Origin of the sequence: Sporosarcina contaminans, from assembly GCF_042679045.1 — a bacterium.
Lineage (GTDB): Bacteria > Bacillota > Bacilli > Bacillales_A > Planococcaceae > Sporosarcina > Sporosarcina contaminans.
Genome location: NZ_JBHTLT010000004.1, coordinates 23,882 through 39,846, shown reverse-complemented (window position 1 = coordinate 39,846; position 15,965 = coordinate 23,882). Strand labels below are relative to the sequence as shown.

The following is a 15,965-nucleotide window of genomic DNA, read 5'->3' as shown; positions in this document are numbered from 1 at the left end:
CCACCTGTTCTATTTTAGGGACTTATTGGACAGCCCCTCTTCGACTGCATAGTTAAGTCGAGTGAGTGGCTAACCCCTCATCTGATTGTTCCTTTTGCCAGAAAGTAGAGAAGTATTGCAGCGATGTTGGATTAGCCATTGCGTCAGGATTTGCTGCTTCCTCGACCGGAACGCCACATAATATTTTGCGGACGGGCACTTCCATCTTCTTTCCTGTTAACGTATAAGGCACTTGCTCGATTGCGTAAATTTCATCGGGAACATGTTTCGGTGATGCTTGGTTCCGAATGATATCCCGGATTTCCTGTTTTAGCGATTCATCGAGGACGGCACCTTCATTTAAGGCAACGAATAGAGGCATGAACGATCTGCTCTCTTTCATTTGCAAATAGACAATTAAACTATCCTTAACGGCATCCAATGATTCAACTGCAGAATAGATTTCGCTCGTCCCCATTCGAACTCCATTGCGGTTCAAAGTTGAATCGGATCTTCCATAAATGATGCCGGTGCCTCTTTCCGTCAGCTTCAAGTTATCACCTTGCCGCCAAATGCCTGGAAACATATCAAAATAGCTTTCAAAGAGCCGTTTGTTGCCTTCGTCATTTAAAAAATAAAGCGGCATGGACGGCATCGGCTGCAGTACGACCAATTCGCCGACTTTGCCCACGACGGATTTCCCATCTTCCGTAAAGGCGTGGACGTCAACACCGAGGCCGCGAGCTTGCATCTCTCCAGCAGTAACCGGCTCAATCGGGACGCCAGTCAGAAAGCCAGAGCAAATATCAGTCCCGCCGCTTTGGGAAGAAAGCCAAAGATCTTCCTTTACATGTTTGTAAATCCATTCGAATAGTTCAGGTCCCGCAGGAGCTCCGCTTAAAATAATAGATTCGATGCTGGACAAATCGTATTTATCTTTAGGAGATAAACCTGCTTGCTTCATCAAGTTTACATACATAGGACTTGCGCCGAATGCAGTCGTGCCAGTTTGCTCGGCTAGCTCCCATAGTTTGCCGATTGATGGATATGCAGGATTTCCGTCATATAACACGATCGAGGCGCCGGTTAGCAAACCGCTCGTCAAAATATTAAACATCATCCATCCGGTAGTTGTATAAAATAACAGCCGGCTTTTGGGTCCTAAATTGGCATGGAACGTAAGAATTTTATAGGACTCCAATAAAATCCCGCCGTGGCTATGCACAATTGCTTTAGGAATGCCAGTCGTGCCAGAAGAATACATAATTTGCAAAGGATGATCAAAGGGCACTTGTTCAAATTCAAAATGCTGTGGGGCGGGCCGATTCAATAGCTCCGACCATTGTTTTGCACTTTCAATTGGGCCAATGGTATCTTCTACTATTAAATAGGGTACATGGATAAAATGCTCAACAGTAGGCAATTGCTCAGCGATTTTCACAACCTCTTCTCGGCGGTCGAACGTTTTTCCTGCGTATTGATAGCCATCAATGGTGAACAGCACTTTCGGTTTGATTTGCTGCAGTCGGTCTAATACGCTGCGGCTGCCGAAATCAGGGGAGACACTTGACCAAACCGCACCTATGCTCATCGTAGCCATCATAGCAACGACAGTTTCTGGTATGTTCGGGAGATACGCGGCAATGCGATCTCCTCTACCAACGCCTAACGCACGCAGTTCAGTTGCTAAGCTCATCACCTGTTTCTTGAAATCGCCCCAGTTCAATTCACCTAGTGGGCGTATTTCTGATGCGTGGCATATCGCTGTTTTATCATAATTATCACGCCTGAAAATATGCTCCGCATAGTTTAAAGTCGCGCCGGTAAACCATTTAGCGCTCGGCATTTCCTTGAAGGATAGGACTTCCTCATAAGCAGTGGATGATTGCACATCAAAATACTCCCATATCGATTCCCAAAAAGCTTCCAATTCATCCACGGACCATTTCCATAGCGAATGATAATCGCCAAATGCCAAATTTTTCTCTCTCTTGAGCCACTTAATATAGTTAATAATATTCGTGTTTTCGATAAAGTCGTTGCTGGGCACCCATAAGACCGACCCTTCAGTTACCATTTGAAACCGCCCCCTTAAGTTTCTGGAAATTTGTATGTGCTTTCAATTATAACATAGAAGGCCAACTATTCGGATTAATCAACAAAGTATATATAACCTCTATTTAGAACGGATATTGACTTGAACCATCCTCATCACCAGCTCGATTACGGAAATGGCAAATCATCTTGAAAAAAGATCACGGATAAAGTCGGCGTTTCCTGAGAAGTACTTATTGATCGTATCCTCCGAAGGGACATGTCGAACAAAGAAAGGAATATTTTTTGTTTGAAGAAAGGCATCAATTTCTTGAACTTCCGTTGTTTCACCTTCCAATGTATTTTGCCAAACGTCAAATTTTCTTCCATCTTTAAAATGAAGAATATAGCGACCATTGAAAGAGCTTCGGTTAGGGTTTGATTCGATGGGAATGGAATAGTCGATTTCCACTTTCGTTACGTCCTCCCAAGTGTAATGGTCTGTTGATAAACTCCAAAATGTGCCGTATATAAATTCTTCTTCGGTCATGACAATTGCATTCGTAAAGCTTAAATAAAGAAAAGGAAGAGTGATAAATAGAGGGATTGCAGCTAATCGAAATACGAGAAGCACACCGACTTTGAACTCTCGGAAAGATTTTTTCTGAATCCCGTTTTTGATGGAGACATATACTCCCCAAGTAGCAAGCCCATAGATAAGGGAGCAACTATAATAAACCCAATAGGCACTATTCGGTGTGAGGAAAAAAAGGGCATCATTTGTATGATTCAGCATTTTGTTGCAGAAATAGAAAACAAAAAAATAAAGTACCGAGAGCGAACCGAATAGAAGGAAGAACCGTAGCCACACCTGTCTATCGGATTTTTCTTCTTTCACTATGCATCTCCTCCGATATGTCTATACATTCTATTGTCATACGATTCAAGTGCATGTTGGTTTCATTATGAATAGGGACATCCCGATCGTTCAGCTTTTCTATTAACATCGCCAACTACTTCCTACGAACATTGTTAAAGGATTGCATATAATACTTGATAGGAGTGTGATGGAATGGGTGTTATTCAAACAAATGAATGGCTCGAAGAATTGGACGGCGACCTTATTGGCATATGTAAAAAACTAAGAGACTATTTTCCGGATGCATCTGTCCCGGATATTCATCAGCACTTGCTAACATTTGGCATGTACAATTTGTCAAAGGACGGAAGCGCTCTGAGTAAAAAACTGTTTGAGAATGGGGCATGGTCAATCGTACAACAGGAGTACGAGCAGCTTCGGCAACTATGGAAAGGTCCTGATGTCCCAATTTTCATATTCCCTTCAGATCCAAATAACAAATTGTTAACTGATGAATTTAGTGGGAAGGCAGGACTTAGTTTCCAAGATAAGTTGTTTTTATTTATCTCTCCAAACAACACGGAAGTAGAAATCAAGGCATTACTCACTCATGAATATAATCATGTATGCCGATTGGCTAAATACCCTAAAAGGGAAGAGGATTATATTTTGTTGGATACGGTCATTTTAGAAGGTTTGGCAGAAATGGCTGTCTTTGAAAGGTTCGGCAAGGAATACAATTCAAAGTTTCTATCACTTTATTCCAATGAGGAATTGGAGAAGTTATGGAGAGAAATTGTGTTCTTTGAGAAGGAACAGTTAAAGGGGACGGCTATTCATTATGAAGTATTATATGGCATGGGGTCCTATCCGAAGATGGTGGGATATTGCGTAGGGTTTTATTTAGTCTGGAACTTTTTGAAAGACAAAACATTGCACTCCGATGAAATATTGGCAATCCCCTCGCATAAAATTGCGCAGCTATCGACTAAATAGAAATGGAAAAAGCATGAACATTTGCTTTTTCCATTTGCCGATCTTATCAAATTCAATTAAGTGTATTAACAGTATCCACCATATCCGTATCCATATCCTCCGCCTAAATAAGAAGCTCCAACGATAATTAAAAGAATGAACAATACAACAATTAATGTAAACCCTGAGCCATAGCCGCCTTCAGGAACAGACTCAACTTTTGACATTCATCAACACCTCCAATGAATCTACTGCTTTTATATTATGTAGTAAAAATTTTCGTGTACTGGACATTCTCCCAATTTTCGTCCTCATTCGATTTCTTTTTCGCACCGATTTAGTATGTTTGTCCTCTATGAAACACCATTTCATACATAAGATGTTGTATGTTCAATTGAAATGAGGTGACAACACGATGTCAATCCAACGTTACCACGACTTATGTACACGGCATGTCGGAAGAGCAGTAGTTATTGGGACCCACGATGGAAGGGTGCATAGGGGGATCATTCAAGGTGTTCGAAATAATAAGGTCTATTTGCAACCAATAGGTCGTCGGAGGGACTTGGGCGGTTTTGGATATGGATTTGGATTTGGCCGAGGTGCTGCCTTCGCCATTGGCATTGCATTAGGATCCATTGCAACATTTGCCTTGCTGCCATTTTGGTGGTAATCAAAACGGTTATTAGCGTAATGAGTGGATAGCAAGGTGGTAGTTACATGAAGCATTTCAATGAATGAAAATAGAACCTGCGAGCAATTTCGCAGGTTCTATTTTATGTTAGCGAATGAATCTATATCAAATCTTTACTTCAGCATGCAGGGATAATGTGCTTTGCAGTGAGTGCAGCTGTTCATCGTTCAACGGAATCATCGGCAAACGGACACCACCGACGGGAATTCCTTTCAGATTTAATGCCGTTTTTACAGCGGAAGGATTCGGAACAGCAAAAAGGGCTTTCATAATCGGAAGCAGTTTACGGTGATCGTTGGCGGCAGCTCGAGCATTGCCTCTCTTGAATTTCCCGATCATCGTTTGCATTTCGTTTCCAATAATATGGGCTGCGACTGAAACGACCCCTGTTCCACCGATGGACAATATCGGGAGGGTCAGACCGTCGTCTCCGCTATATAAGGAAAAACCTTCTGGCGTTTGTTCAATGATTTCCGCCATAGCATCCAAATCGCCGCTTGCTTCTTTGATTGCAACGATATTTGGTATTTCAGAAAGGCGGACGATTGTTTCAACGGACATGTTTACGACGCTACGCCCAGGGATATTGTACAGCATAATCGGTAAGGAAGTGGCTGATGCAATCGTTTTAAAATGTGCGTACATGCCTACCTGGCTTGGCTTGTTATAATATGGCACAACAAGCATGATGCCATCAACACCAACATCCTCAGCAAGCATTGTGAGCTCAACCGATTCACGTGTGTTATTCGAACCTGTTCCCGCAATGACCGGAACTCTACCGTTCACCACTTCAACTGTAAACCTGAACAATTTGACTTTTTCTTCGTTTGACAACGTAGGGGATTCTCCTGTCGTCCCTGCTACAACCAATCCATCAGATCCATTGGAAATTAGATGATTAATCAAGTTTCGTGTTGCTGCAAAATCAATTTCACCATTTTCATCAAATGGAGTTACCATTGCTGTTACGATTTGTCCGAAATTCATTGTTTCTCCACATCCTGTCTTTTATTTTGGAAAATAAAATAGAGGGAGAAGGGCAATTGCAAAAAAGAAAACAAAAAGCAACAACGAGGGATCGTTGTTGCTTGAAATAATAAAATAAATTATTTCTTTGCATAAGATAGCCCTCCATATAGTTTCCTATATGACAATCCTGGACTTATTCAACCCAGAACCAGCTTCGAGATAAATGAGAATCTCTCCACTTCGGCAAATTCCCCTTTCCACAATCTTCATAGGATCTCATTATCCTCTGATTGTGTACTGATGGTCTTTGCGCCTCTATCCTTACTTCAATACTTGCGAAATAAGTTAATATATTAAATTATATAAGACTTTACATGTAATCCGATACAATTGCAAGTAAAACGTGAAAATAAAGTGAATTGCCTTGTCCTTGAAACGGCTTTATGGGGTTGTGTCAACGCAAGAGAAAATATTGGTTGGGGCAATTCATGATGATGAGTTTTTGTAAGCTAAGGAATTTAAAATAGTCTATTAGAATTCATTTTGTAAATCAGTTGATTAGTTCGGTTACTAATTTGCATTTTGTACTATTAGGAAAGGATTTGTCTAAAAGAATTTCTTATGGTAAAAGTAATATAAGTTTATGCCGGAAACGGGGAGGAAATGAACGTATGGCAACTGTTAAAAAAGAGCTATCTATGGAACAACGTGAAGAATTGCTTGAAACATTGAAAGCCCGCTTTGAGAAGAACATGCACCGTCACGAAGGGCTTGAATGGGAAAAAGTTCAAGCGAAGTTGGACGAGCAAGATGAGAAACTATGGTCTCTCAATGAAATGGAAACGACGGGTGGAGAACCGGACGTTGTTGGTTACGACGAACAAAAGGACGAATTTGTTTTCTATGATTGCTCTCCAGAAACTCCTAAAGGACGCAGAAGCGTTTGCTACGATCGCGAAGCATTGGAATCAAGGAAAAATCATAAGCCAGAAAACAGTGTAATCGATATGGCAACGGCTATGGGGATCGAATTATTGACGGAAGAACAATATCGTGCATTACAGCAACTTGAAAATGTCGACTTGAAAACATCGAGCTGGGTGCAAACACCTCCTGCTATTAGAGAGCTTGGCGGGGCCATTTTTTGTGATTACCGCTACGGGCAAGTCTTCGTCTATCACAACGGCGCTTCATCTTACTATTCATCCAGAGGATTTCGCGGCTCGTTAAGAGTATAGGAACTATACAGCTGTATAGTAGATGAGAAATTAGGGTTTTCCTTTATTTAATGCTTTATAAATATTGAAACAATCCTTCTCCCAACCAAGGGAAATGGATTGTTTTTACTTGTTTCCAATGCTTTGTTGTATGGACGTAAGTTGACCCTCTTTTATGCTCTCTCTATAATTGCATATAAGTAGTTATAATAGATCTATTTCGTTATAACAAATGAGAGGGGTGGAGAAAACATGAAAAAAATCGCCTATCTCTTTCTCCTATTATGCATAATATTCATTCCGTATGGTTGTACAAGCAGCAACGAAGCAAAAGAGAGTGGATTAATAGCCAAACAATCGGCAACAAAATCCACTGTAGATGAAAATAATGTAGAGCTGATGATTTCTGCAGCGGCTAGTTTGACTGATACATTGAACGATTTAAAAGCAGGTTTTGAAAGTGAAAATGCGCATATTACGTTAACGTTCAACTTTGGCAGCTCCGGAAAATTAGTGCAGCAAATTGAAAACGGAGCACCATCAGATATTTTCTTATCCGCAAGTAAAAAAGATATGGATACTTTACAAGACAAAAAGCTAATTGTAGATGAGACGCGTGTTGATTTTGCAGAAAATCAATTGGTGCTTATTGCGAATAAGGATACAGATACATCGGTAGCTTCATTTGAAGAGATTGACCCATCCGCAATTGGGCATTTTGCAATTGGAGAGCCTGAAAGTGTACCGGTTGGCCGCTATACAAAAGAAGTATTAGAGCATTTGGATTTGTGGGATCCTCTTCAAACGAAGCTTGTGTTAGGATCGGATGTACGCCAAGTGTTAACCCATGTCGAGATGGGGAATGTCGATTTAGGCATCGTCTATTCGAGTGATGCAAAAATTTCAGATGATGTAAAAGTACTTGCGACGGCGAAACCTGAATGGCATGAGGCAATTGTCTATCCTTTGGCGGTTGTGTCTGAATCGAAACACTTAGAAGAGGCGAAAGCCTTTATAGCGTACTTGACGAGCGATAAAGGGAAAGAAATATTAAAGAAATATGGCTTTAAGTAAGAAATACGGATCCGTGGATTGATAGGAGGATACGCGTGAACACAACCGACTACACACCTTTATTATTATCATTGAAAGTAGCGGGTATCTCGACTGTCATTGTTTTTATTGCAGGGGTTTACTTTGCATATGTATTTGCCAAAAAGCGGTTTTTCGGGAAAAGCATTATTGAATCTATATTTTTGCTTCCGCTTGTGCTTCCTCCGACAGTTGTCGGTTTTGGATTGCTTATTCTTTTCGGAAAAAAAGGGTGGATTGGCAGTTTTTTATTGGAATGGTTTGATTTGCAAATCGTTTTCACATGGATTGGTGCGGTAATCGCATCTGTTGTAGTTTCGTTTCCGTTAATGTATCAAAGCGCAAGCGCTGCCTTTGAAAATTTGGATAGCCGATTGGAAAATGCTGCGAGAACGATGGGATCCTCTGAGTGGCGGGTGTTTTGGACGGTTTCGTTTCCGCTTGCCTGGCCAGGACTTCTTGCAGGGTTGGTTCTTTCCTTCGCAAGAGGTCTCGGTGAGTTCGGAGCAACGCTAATGTTGGCGGGGTATATTCCTGGGAAGACGGATACGATACCGATGGCGATCTATTTTGCGGTCGAATCAGGTCAAATGGAGAAAGCTACGTTTTGGGTAGTCATTATTGTAGCACTTGGATTCAGCACAATTATGTGGCTGAATTGGTGGAGCCGAAGAAGCTTGCAACGTTTTAAAAACGAACACGTATAAGAAGGTGAGCAAATGTTAAACGTTCAGCTGAAGAAGAGGTTATCCCATTTTTTATTGGACGTTTCCTTCCAAGTGGAAAATGAAATATTTGTCCTTGTAGGGCCTTCGGGTTCGGGAAAAACAACGATTTTAAATGCCGTTGCAGGATTAACACAGATCGATGACGGCTCCATAACGTTAAATGGGCAGACGTATTGGAGTACTGGAAAAAAGCCTCTACCTCCGCAAAGACGAAATGTAGGATATTTATTTCAGGATTATGCTTTATTTCCACATATGACGGTTGAAAAGAACATCGGTTACGGCGTGAAGAAATCCGATCAAAAGGCTGCAGGATTAATTCAAGAAATGATTCAGGTGTTGGGAATTGAACATTTGAAGCAGAAATATCCCCATCAAATTTCGGGAGGAGAAAAGCAGCGGGTTGCATTAGCGCGAGCGCTCGCAACAGAACCGTCTGTTTTGTTATTGGATGAACCATTATCCGCCCTTGATCGGGAAACCCGGCTGGAATGCCAAAACGAGCTATTAAGAATTCATGCACTATGGAAAATCCCATTCATTATCGTTACGCATGATATGACGGAAGCTGAAAAGCTAGCGGACCGTATTTTGTATTTAGATAAAGGTGTCGTCCATAAAACGGTCGATAACTCGATGAATAAATGTGCAACTCAATTTTAAAAAACCGCCACAATGGAAGCGTTTTTTTCTATGAAAATAAGATCGTTTTAGCGGCGATATATGATTATATATGTGTTTTCTGTGCATCGTTTTCATTGGAATTATTGAGTTTTGTAAATGATTTGCCCAGACTTGGATAAATCATAACCGCCTTACGCATTCATTTCCTTTTTGAGTGAATCGGATTGCAATTCTCCTTTTGATCCAATCATAAATGGTTTAGTTTGGATACCTTTAATCGTTGGGCAATTTCTTCAGTAGTAAAGGAAATTTCATCGTTCGTGTTTATTTTGCCTACCCTATTAAGCTGTTATCGTCTCTTGCCAAATCTAGTGTACCAAACGTTCAAGCTGCACGTTGCATCAGGCCAAGAGTGCTTAATCGACTCTATTTGCTTAATAAGGATGATTTTTTATTGCATCATATTCAAATATACACTACAATTCGTAGTGTGGGGTGATACATATTGAGAGTTCGAAGTTTTAAACTGGATGAGAGCGGATTGACACGTTTTTTTGGACCGCTTGAAGCGAAAGTGATGGACATATTATGGGCGTCTTCCGGCGAGCTGACGATTAGAGAGGTGCAGCAAGTTCTTGAGCAGGAGAAATTAACGAATTTCAATACGGTGATGACAGTTATGAATCGGTTAGTTGAAAAGGGCGTTCTTCAAAAAAGGACAGAGGGCCGATCGTCTTTATTTAGACCAGTACAATCGAGAGTTGAGTTTCTGAATAAGCAGTCGAAGGAAATGACAAATGAGCTGATGGATGAATTCGGAAATGTTGTCGTTAGTCATATGTTGGACGCGCTTGAAGAGGCTGATGATGATCTCGTTGCAAAATTAGAGCATAAAATTCAACAATTGAAAAAAGGATTGTAACGTATGTCGAAACGTCACTCATCTTTTATTTTTGTCATGTCACTTGCTATAACAAGTATCATTTTGCTGCAAATGGGACTCTATGCAACGTCCATGGTTGCAGGTTGCGATATGAAATTCAACTTGATTTCCGTTTGTCATAGCTGGTTGAAAACAATTGGTCTATCTTCGATGAAATATATACTCGACGGCCTTGTTTTCTTTACATTGTCATTTTCACTTTGGAAAATTGGTGCACAATGGTTTCAAATGTCGAAGATGAAAAGGCGTTTACAGCAATATAAAGAGAGTAAGCTGTCAAAGGAATTCAATGAGCAATATGGCAACGAGAAAGACGAGATCGTTGTTCTTTCACATCCCGTTCCAATGGCATTTACGGTCGGTTTTATCCAACCGAAAATAATAATCACAACAGGCTTGATTCATTTCTTGGATCGTGAAGAGTTGAATGCCGTAATGGCTCATGAAATGTACCATAAAGAAAATCGTGATCCGCTAAAAGTCTTTATACTATCTTTAAGCTCTTCGATAATGTGGTATCTTCCTATCCAAAAATGGTTTCATGAACATTATAAAGTAATAACTGAAGTATTGGCGGACGAGTTTGCGATTCGGCAACAAGGAACGACTGTCAACTTGGGTAGTGCTCTGTTGAAGATGTTAAAATTAGGGCAGCATGAAAAAATGCCGTTTACGTATGTATCCTTTTCAGCTACGTCAGTAAATTATCGAATTGCATACATTTTAAACCCAGTCAATGGCGGAGAATCGAAATTCCCTAAACTATCGTATAAAAATTTAACGATATCCATTCTTATTTTTTGTTTCATTTGTAGTCTATTTATTTACGCACTTGCGTAAATTTTTTACATCATTACACTACACTTTGTAGTTTGAAGTTAGGAGAGGTTATTTTGTCAAAGAAATTATTTTGGTTTATTGGCATAATCGCTGTTTGTATCATCGGTATGATCGTGTTAGTAGATACTGAAAAAGAATCGGCCGTCATGGACTATGAGGGGCAGCCGTTTTTAGGAGAGGCTTCTGCACCTGTCGAGATTGTTGAATTTGGAGATTATAAATGCCCTCACTGCAAAGAGTTTAATGATAATCTTCTTCCGATGATTCAGGAAGAATTGATAACTAGCGGAAAAGCGAAATTTTATTTTATGAACTATGCGTTTATGGGCCCGGATTCAACATCGGCAGCACAATTTGCTGAAGCGGTTTACGAGCAGCTTGGCAATGAAGTATTTTGGGATTTCCACCATTTGCTGTTTGCAAACCAAACGACAAAATCGGGGGAGATGAACATTTTCACAGATGAATTGATGGAGACAGTGCTTTCTGAAGTAGCAAGTCCTGAAGAGACGGAGCAAGTAATGACCGCATATCACGATGGAAAAGGGAAAGATGCTTTAAAGAAAGATATGAGTACTGCAAAGAGTTTAGGGATTTCTTCAACGCCATCCATCTATATTAACGGGAAGCTATTTGACGGAGGCACGATGAATGATTTCCTGGAAAGAGTGGAAGAGGCAAGTGGTGAATAAACCTCTTTTGTTTTCATGGATCACAGCCATTATTGCTGTTGCGGGAAGCTTGTTTTTTAGTGAACGAATGGGGTTTATCCCGTGTACTCTTTGCTGGTATCAGCGTATTTTAATGTACCCGCTTGCTGTTTTGTTAGGAATAGCTTTTTATCGGAATGATCGTGCTATTTATAAGTATGTGCTGCCATTGTCGATTATCGGCATGATTGTCTCAACTTATCATTATGCATTGCAAAAGCTGCCTACGCTACAGGAGATCAGTGTTTGTACAAGTGGGGTTCCATGTTCAGGGCAATACATTAACTATTTGGGGTTTATCACAATTCCTTTTTTAGCGCTTATTGCATTTACAATGATTACCATTATGATGTTCATACTTAGGAAGCGAAAATCGCTTTAAAAGAAAAAGGTGACCTGTCTCTTTACGGATCACCTTTTTACTGTTCGAACTGAGATGCTATACTAAAAACGATTTTACTTCTTTATGAAAGGGTGGAGGGAAGGTCATGATTAAAGGACTTAATCACTTTTTATTTTCAGTCTCTAATTTAGAGAAATCGATTCGTTTTTATGAGGATGTTTTTGAAGCGAAATTGTTAGTGAAAGGCAGGACGACTGCTTATTTCGATCTGCATGGCATGTGGCTTGCCCTTAATGAAGAAAAGGACATTCCTCGCAATGAAATAAGCCAGTCCTATACACATATCGCTTTTTCGATTGATGAAGCGGAGTTTGATGAAGTATATGACAAACTTCAATCGTTAAACGTTGCAATTTTATCCGGTCGCCCAAGGGATGAAAAAGACAAACAATCGATATACTTTACTGATTTGGACGGCCATAAATTTGAATTCCATACGGGGACTTTGCAAGATCGTTTAGCGTACTATCAAAAAGAAAAAACGCATATGGAGTTTTTTGAATAAATACAGTTCAATTCATTCCACGCTAGGTGTCTTTTTGGTTAACGCCATTAATAAAATCATGCCAATGATGCAGGCAGTGCCAATCCATTGCATAAATCCAAAAGGCTCATGTAACCAAAAGACTGTTGTCATTACCGCTGCTAAAGGCTCTAAGCTACTAAGCAGGCTCGTTTCTTTAGGTGAAAGACTTTGTAAGCTTTCTATATAGAAAAAGAACGCAAGCATCGTCCCGAAAATAATGACAAACCCTAAGTTTGCATAAGCGCCAATCGGTAATCTTGTAAAATCCATATGCCATGGCGGGTGGATAAAACTGAGTGCAAATCCTCCGATAATCATCGCCCATCCAACGATAACGAGAGAATCGTATTGGGGTAGAAGAGGAACAGCATATAAAGTATAAAAAGCTAGTGCAACGGCAGAGAGAACTCCCCAAATGATAGCGGGTGCTGGAACAGAAAGCTCAGAGAGAGATCCATTCGTTAGTAAGAAAAAGCAACCGCATAAAGATAGCAAAACCGTAATGATATCTTGCCTCGAAAGAACTGTTTGTTTTCGTAAAATCATATAGAGGATAATGAGGACAGGGGCAAGGTATTGTAAAAGCGTCGCAACAGCGGCATTGCCATGCCGAATGGATGCCATATAAGTGTATTGGACCGCGAGCATACCGAGCAGTCCAAAGATGATTAGTTGAACAGCTGAGCTTTTCTTTTTCCATACGTCAATAATTTGCGACCGGTCTTTCAGCAAAAATTGAACCGTTAACAGTAAAAAGCCCGCTATGAGCAAGCGTGTCGTCACAAGCCAATTAACATTGATTGCATACTGCTGGAAGAGCTTTTGAGCAACCGTCCCGCCAACACCCCAAAAGATCGCCCCCGTTATTACTAACAATAACCCTTTTGTTCGATTCGCTTCTTTCATAACTGATTCTCCAATTTAAATATAATAATAGTATTATCATAAAGGAAAAATTGATCAATAAATACTTATATTTTTGCTATAAGCTGTTTTGTTGTTGAAAGCTGATCATGCCGTTTAGACTGGAAGAAAGGAGCGGATGCACATGAGGTTAAGTGTGTTAGACCAAGCCCCTGTTTCGATTGGCGATCGTCCGGAGAAAACATTGGAGCATACATTAGAATTGGCAAAATGGACGGAGCAGCTTGGCTACCATCGGTATTGGGTGGCGGAACATCATAATACGAGTGGGCTTGTTAGCACTTCACCTGAAATTATGATGACACGAATTGCTTCTGTTACATCTCGGATACGTGTTGGGTCTGGTGGCATTCTATTGCCCCAATATAGCCCGTTCAAAATTGCGGAAAATGCAAAGACGATGGCCGGTTTCTTTCCGAATCGCATCGATATAGGTGTAGGGCGTTCTCCTGGAGGCTCTCAATTAACAAGATCGGCATTGACAGACGATCAGTATAAAAGCCTTCAACATTTCCCAAGACAGTTATCCGATTTACAAGGCTTTTTACATAATTCATTGCCGTCTCATCATAAATTTAGATTGGTAAAAGCCGGACCTCGAATTGAGCAAGTGCCGCCTCTTTGGGTATTGGGCTTATCTGAGCAAGGAGCAAAAAATGCAGCAGAATTAGGGCTTGGGTTTGTATTCGGCCATTTTATTAATCCGAAAAATGGTGTAGCTGCGTTGAAAACGTATTATGAAAATTTTGTACCATCGTTTGGTATGGAAAAAGCCGAATCGATCGTTTGCATTTTTGTCGTTTGTGCGGAAACGGAGGAGGAAGCGGAAGAATTGGCATTAACGCAAGATCAATGGCTATTGAACGTAGGAAAGGGACTTGGAACAAAAGTGCCTTCATTGGAACAAGTGCGTAAAAAGTCATTAACCGCAAGTGAATTGGATAGGATCAAAGCGAACCGTGATCGTTGCATCATAGGTACCCCTGAAACTGTGAAGCGGCAACTGAAGAGATTGCAAGATCTTTATAAGACGGATGAATTTATGATTATTACGAATATCTTTGATTTTGAGGCGAAGAAAAAATCATATAAGCTGCTTGCGGAAACAATTTTATAAATTGGATGTTTTTAATTGAACATAACGCTTGAAGTGAAAAGAGTCGAAGGATATGGTTAGCATATTAATCATTTCATCATACTTTAAGGTGAACTATTGATTGAGGAACTATTAGATGGCGCAACGTCTTTACTCGGAAATGTTGTGTCATTTAAGACTACAATGCTGGCAAAGAACTGTTATGATGCCGATTGCGAAAAGAGGATAGCGTTACGCAAAGTTAGTTGAGCTAACGTTTAGAGAAGTTCCATCCTATTTGGTGAAGATGCAATAGTAAATACTGTTTAAGCAGACTAAAACGATTGGAAGGAATAAAAATGAGAATAAGTATATTAGATCAAGCTCCGATCACAAAAGGGAATAATGCAGTTGATGCTTTGAAAAAGGCGGAAGAATTGGCGGTTTTAGGCGAGAAGTTAGGCTATCACCGCATGTGGATGGCGGAGCATCACGGAACAGACGGCATTGCAAGTTCAGCCCCTGAAATCGTGGCAGCACATTTAGCTGCGAAGACGAAAAACATTCGGATTGGCACCGGCGGCGTGATGATGATGCATTACTCACCATTAAAGTTGGCGGAGGTATTTAAAACATTAAGCGCCTTTTCTCCGGGTCGGATTGATTTTGGTGTTGGAAGAGCACCTGGAGGGGATCAGCGCGCCATTTATGCATTGTCTGAGGGACGGCGGCCATTATTGGATAACCTATATGAGAAATTTGATACAGCTTTGCAGTTGATCAATGATGAAGTGCCGACAGATGATTTATATCGTCAGATGGTCGCTACGCCATCTAATGTCGTATTGCCGGAAGCTTGGTTATTAGGTTCGACTGGCAACAGCGCGATACAAGCTGGATTAAGAGGTGTTGGTTATTCGTTTGCCCAGTTTTTCAATGGACAAATGTCGAAACATATTTTCGATGCTTACAAAAAGAACTTTAAGCCTTCCGTTTTTATGGAGAAGCCAGAAATTAATGTAACGTACATGGTAACAACTGCGGAAACGAGAGAAGAGGCGGAATATGAAGCAAAACCTCAAGATATTTGGCGTTTGCATTTTATGCAAGGCAAGCTGGCAACAATTATGACGCCTGAAGAGGCAAGTAACTATCCACTGACAGAAATGGATCGCATGACAATTGAAGAAAACCGCAAAATTCATTTAGTCGGGGATGCAAAAGAAATTGCGGAGTTGCTACAGCAAGAACAAGAGCAATACGGTTTTGACGAAGCGATGATCATTAGCATTCCTCATTCGCAAGAAAAGCGTTTGGATGTGTATCGATTGTTAGCGAGGGAACTATTATAAGTTAAATGGCTACATAAA

Annotated in this window: 18 protein-coding genes and 1 riboswitch; of the genes, 13 read left to right on the top strand and 5 right to left on the bottom strand. The window is 40.6% G+C overall.

Annotated elements, in window-relative coordinates; genetic code table 11:
* Positions 1-52: 52 nt before the first annotated feature.
* Entirely contained in the window at positions 53-2,056 is a 2,004-nt protein-coding gene (locus tag ACFQ38_RS01170; protein ID WP_381479575.1) for an acetoacetate--CoA ligase, read from the bottom strand.
* A 162-nt stretch (positions 2,057-2,218) separates the two neighbouring features.
* Positions 2,219-2,911: a hypothetical protein gene (locus ACFQ38_RS01165; RefSeq protein WP_381479574.1), complete on the bottom strand. Its 693-nt coding sequence runs from the start codon at positions 2,909-2,911 to the stop codon at positions 2,219-2,221.
* Between the two features lie 174 nt (positions 2,912-3,085).
* Here ACFQ38_RS01165 and ACFQ38_RS01160 point away from each other — a divergent pair, with 174 nt between their 5' ends.
* On the top strand, positions 3,086-3,868 hold the full coding sequence (locus ACFQ38_RS01160) for a DUF2268 domain-containing protein (protein ID WP_381479573.1): 783 nt from the start codon (positions 3,086-3,088) through the stop codon (positions 3,866-3,868).
* Between the two features lie 65 nt (positions 3,869-3,933).
* Here the strand turns inward: ACFQ38_RS01160 and ACFQ38_RS01155 are convergent, their stop codons facing one another.
* A complete protein-coding gene (locus ACFQ38_RS01155; RefSeq protein WP_336825062.1) occupies positions 3,934-4,074 on the bottom strand; it encodes a YjcZ family sporulation protein in 141 nt (46 codons plus the stop codon).
* Positions 4,075-4,262: 188 nt separating this feature from the next.
* Between ACFQ38_RS01155 and ACFQ38_RS01150 the strand changes: the two genes are divergently transcribed.
* Positions 4,263-4,520 (top strand): hypothetical protein, encoded by a 258-nt coding sequence (locus tag ACFQ38_RS01150; RefSeq protein ID WP_336825063.1) that lies wholly within the window; start codon positions 4,263-4,265, stop codon positions 4,518-4,520.
* 126 nt (positions 4,521-4,646) lie between these two features.
* Here ACFQ38_RS01150 and dapA read toward each other — a convergent pair whose 3' ends face one another.
* Positions 4,647-5,531 (bottom strand): 4-hydroxy-tetrahydrodipicolinate synthase, encoded by an 885-nt coding sequence (gene dapA, locus ACFQ38_RS01145; protein WP_336825064.1) that lies wholly within the window; start codon positions 5,529-5,531, stop codon positions 4,647-4,649.
* Between the two features lie 129 nt (positions 5,532-5,660).
* A riboswitch (Lysine riboswitch) is annotated at positions 5,661-5,839 on the bottom strand.
* Positions 5,840-6,184: 345 nt separating this feature from the next.
* Between dapA and ACFQ38_RS01140 the strand changes: the two genes are divergently transcribed.
* The 9 genes from ACFQ38_RS01140 (at position 6,185) to fosM (ending at position 12,575) form a co-directional block, all read left to right on the top strand.
* Positions 6,185-6,751 carry a DUF4256 domain-containing protein gene (locus tag ACFQ38_RS01140; protein WP_381479572.1) on the top strand — a complete coding sequence of 189 codons (567 nt, stop codon included), beginning with the start codon at positions 6,185-6,187 and terminating at the stop codon, positions 6,749-6,751.
* A 231-nt stretch (positions 6,752-6,982) separates the two neighbouring features.
* On the top strand, positions 6,983-7,804 hold the full coding sequence (gene modA / locus ACFQ38_RS01135) for a molybdate ABC transporter substrate-binding protein (RefSeq protein WP_381479571.1): 822 nt from the start codon (positions 6,983-6,985) through the stop codon (positions 7,802-7,804).
* Between the two features lie 35 nt (positions 7,805-7,839).
* Complete coding sequence (gene modB / locus ACFQ38_RS01130; RefSeq protein WP_381479570.1) at positions 7,840-8,529, top strand: molybdate ABC transporter permease subunit; 690 nt, start codon at positions 7,840-7,842, stop codon at positions 8,527-8,529.
* A gap of 12 nt (positions 8,530-8,541) precedes the next feature.
* A complete protein-coding gene (locus tag ACFQ38_RS01125) occupies positions 8,542-9,213 on the top strand; it encodes an ABC transporter ATP-binding protein (protein ID WP_336825068.1) in 672 nt (223 codons plus the stop codon).
* A gap of 466 nt (positions 9,214-9,679) precedes the next feature.
* Complete coding sequence (locus ACFQ38_RS01120; RefSeq protein ID WP_336825069.1) at positions 9,680-10,096, top strand: BlaI/MecI/CopY family transcriptional regulator; 417 nt, start codon at positions 9,680-9,682, stop codon at positions 10,094-10,096.
* Between the two features lie 3 nt (positions 10,097-10,099).
* Positions 10,100-10,957 (top strand): M56 family metallopeptidase, encoded by an 858-nt coding sequence (locus tag ACFQ38_RS01115; protein WP_381479569.1) that lies wholly within the window; start codon positions 10,100-10,102, stop codon positions 10,955-10,957.
* Between the two features lie 53 nt (positions 10,958-11,010).
* Complete coding sequence (locus ACFQ38_RS01110) at positions 11,011-11,649, top strand: DsbA family protein (protein WP_381479568.1); 639 nt, start codon at positions 11,011-11,013, stop codon at positions 11,647-11,649.
* Positions 11,642-12,049 carry a disulfide oxidoreductase gene (locus ACFQ38_RS01105; protein WP_381479567.1) on the top strand — a complete coding sequence of 136 codons (408 nt, stop codon included), beginning with the start codon at positions 11,642-11,644 and terminating at the stop codon, positions 12,047-12,049. The genes ACFQ38_RS01110 and ACFQ38_RS01105 overlap by 8 nt, the downstream gene beginning before the upstream one ends.
* A 106-nt stretch (positions 12,050-12,155) precedes the next feature.
* Complete coding sequence (fosM, locus tag ACFQ38_RS01100; RefSeq protein WP_381479566.1) at positions 12,156-12,575, top strand: FosM family fosfomycin resistance protein; 420 nt, start codon at positions 12,156-12,158, stop codon at positions 12,573-12,575.
* Positions 12,576-12,587: 12 nt separating this feature from the next.
* Here fosM and ACFQ38_RS01095 read toward each other — a convergent pair whose 3' ends face one another.
* On the bottom strand, positions 12,588-13,502 hold the full coding sequence (locus ACFQ38_RS01095; RefSeq protein ID WP_381479565.1) for a DMT family transporter: 915 nt from the start codon (positions 13,500-13,502) through the stop codon (positions 12,588-12,590).
* A gap of 142 nt (positions 13,503-13,644) precedes the next feature.
* On the opposite strand from ACFQ38_RS01095, the gene ACFQ38_RS01090 reads away from it, so the two are divergent.
* Positions 13,645-14,637, top strand: a complete 993-nt coding sequence (locus ACFQ38_RS01090) for an LLM class flavin-dependent oxidoreductase (protein WP_381479564.1) — start codon at positions 13,645-13,647, stop codon at positions 14,635-14,637.
* Positions 14,638-14,954: 317 nt separating this feature from the next.
* Positions 14,955-15,947, top strand: coding sequence for an LLM class flavin-dependent oxidoreductase (locus ACFQ38_RS01085; RefSeq protein WP_336825076.1), 993 nt, complete (start codon positions 14,955-14,957; stop codon positions 15,945-15,947).
* Positions 15,948-15,965: the final 18 nt, after the last annotated feature.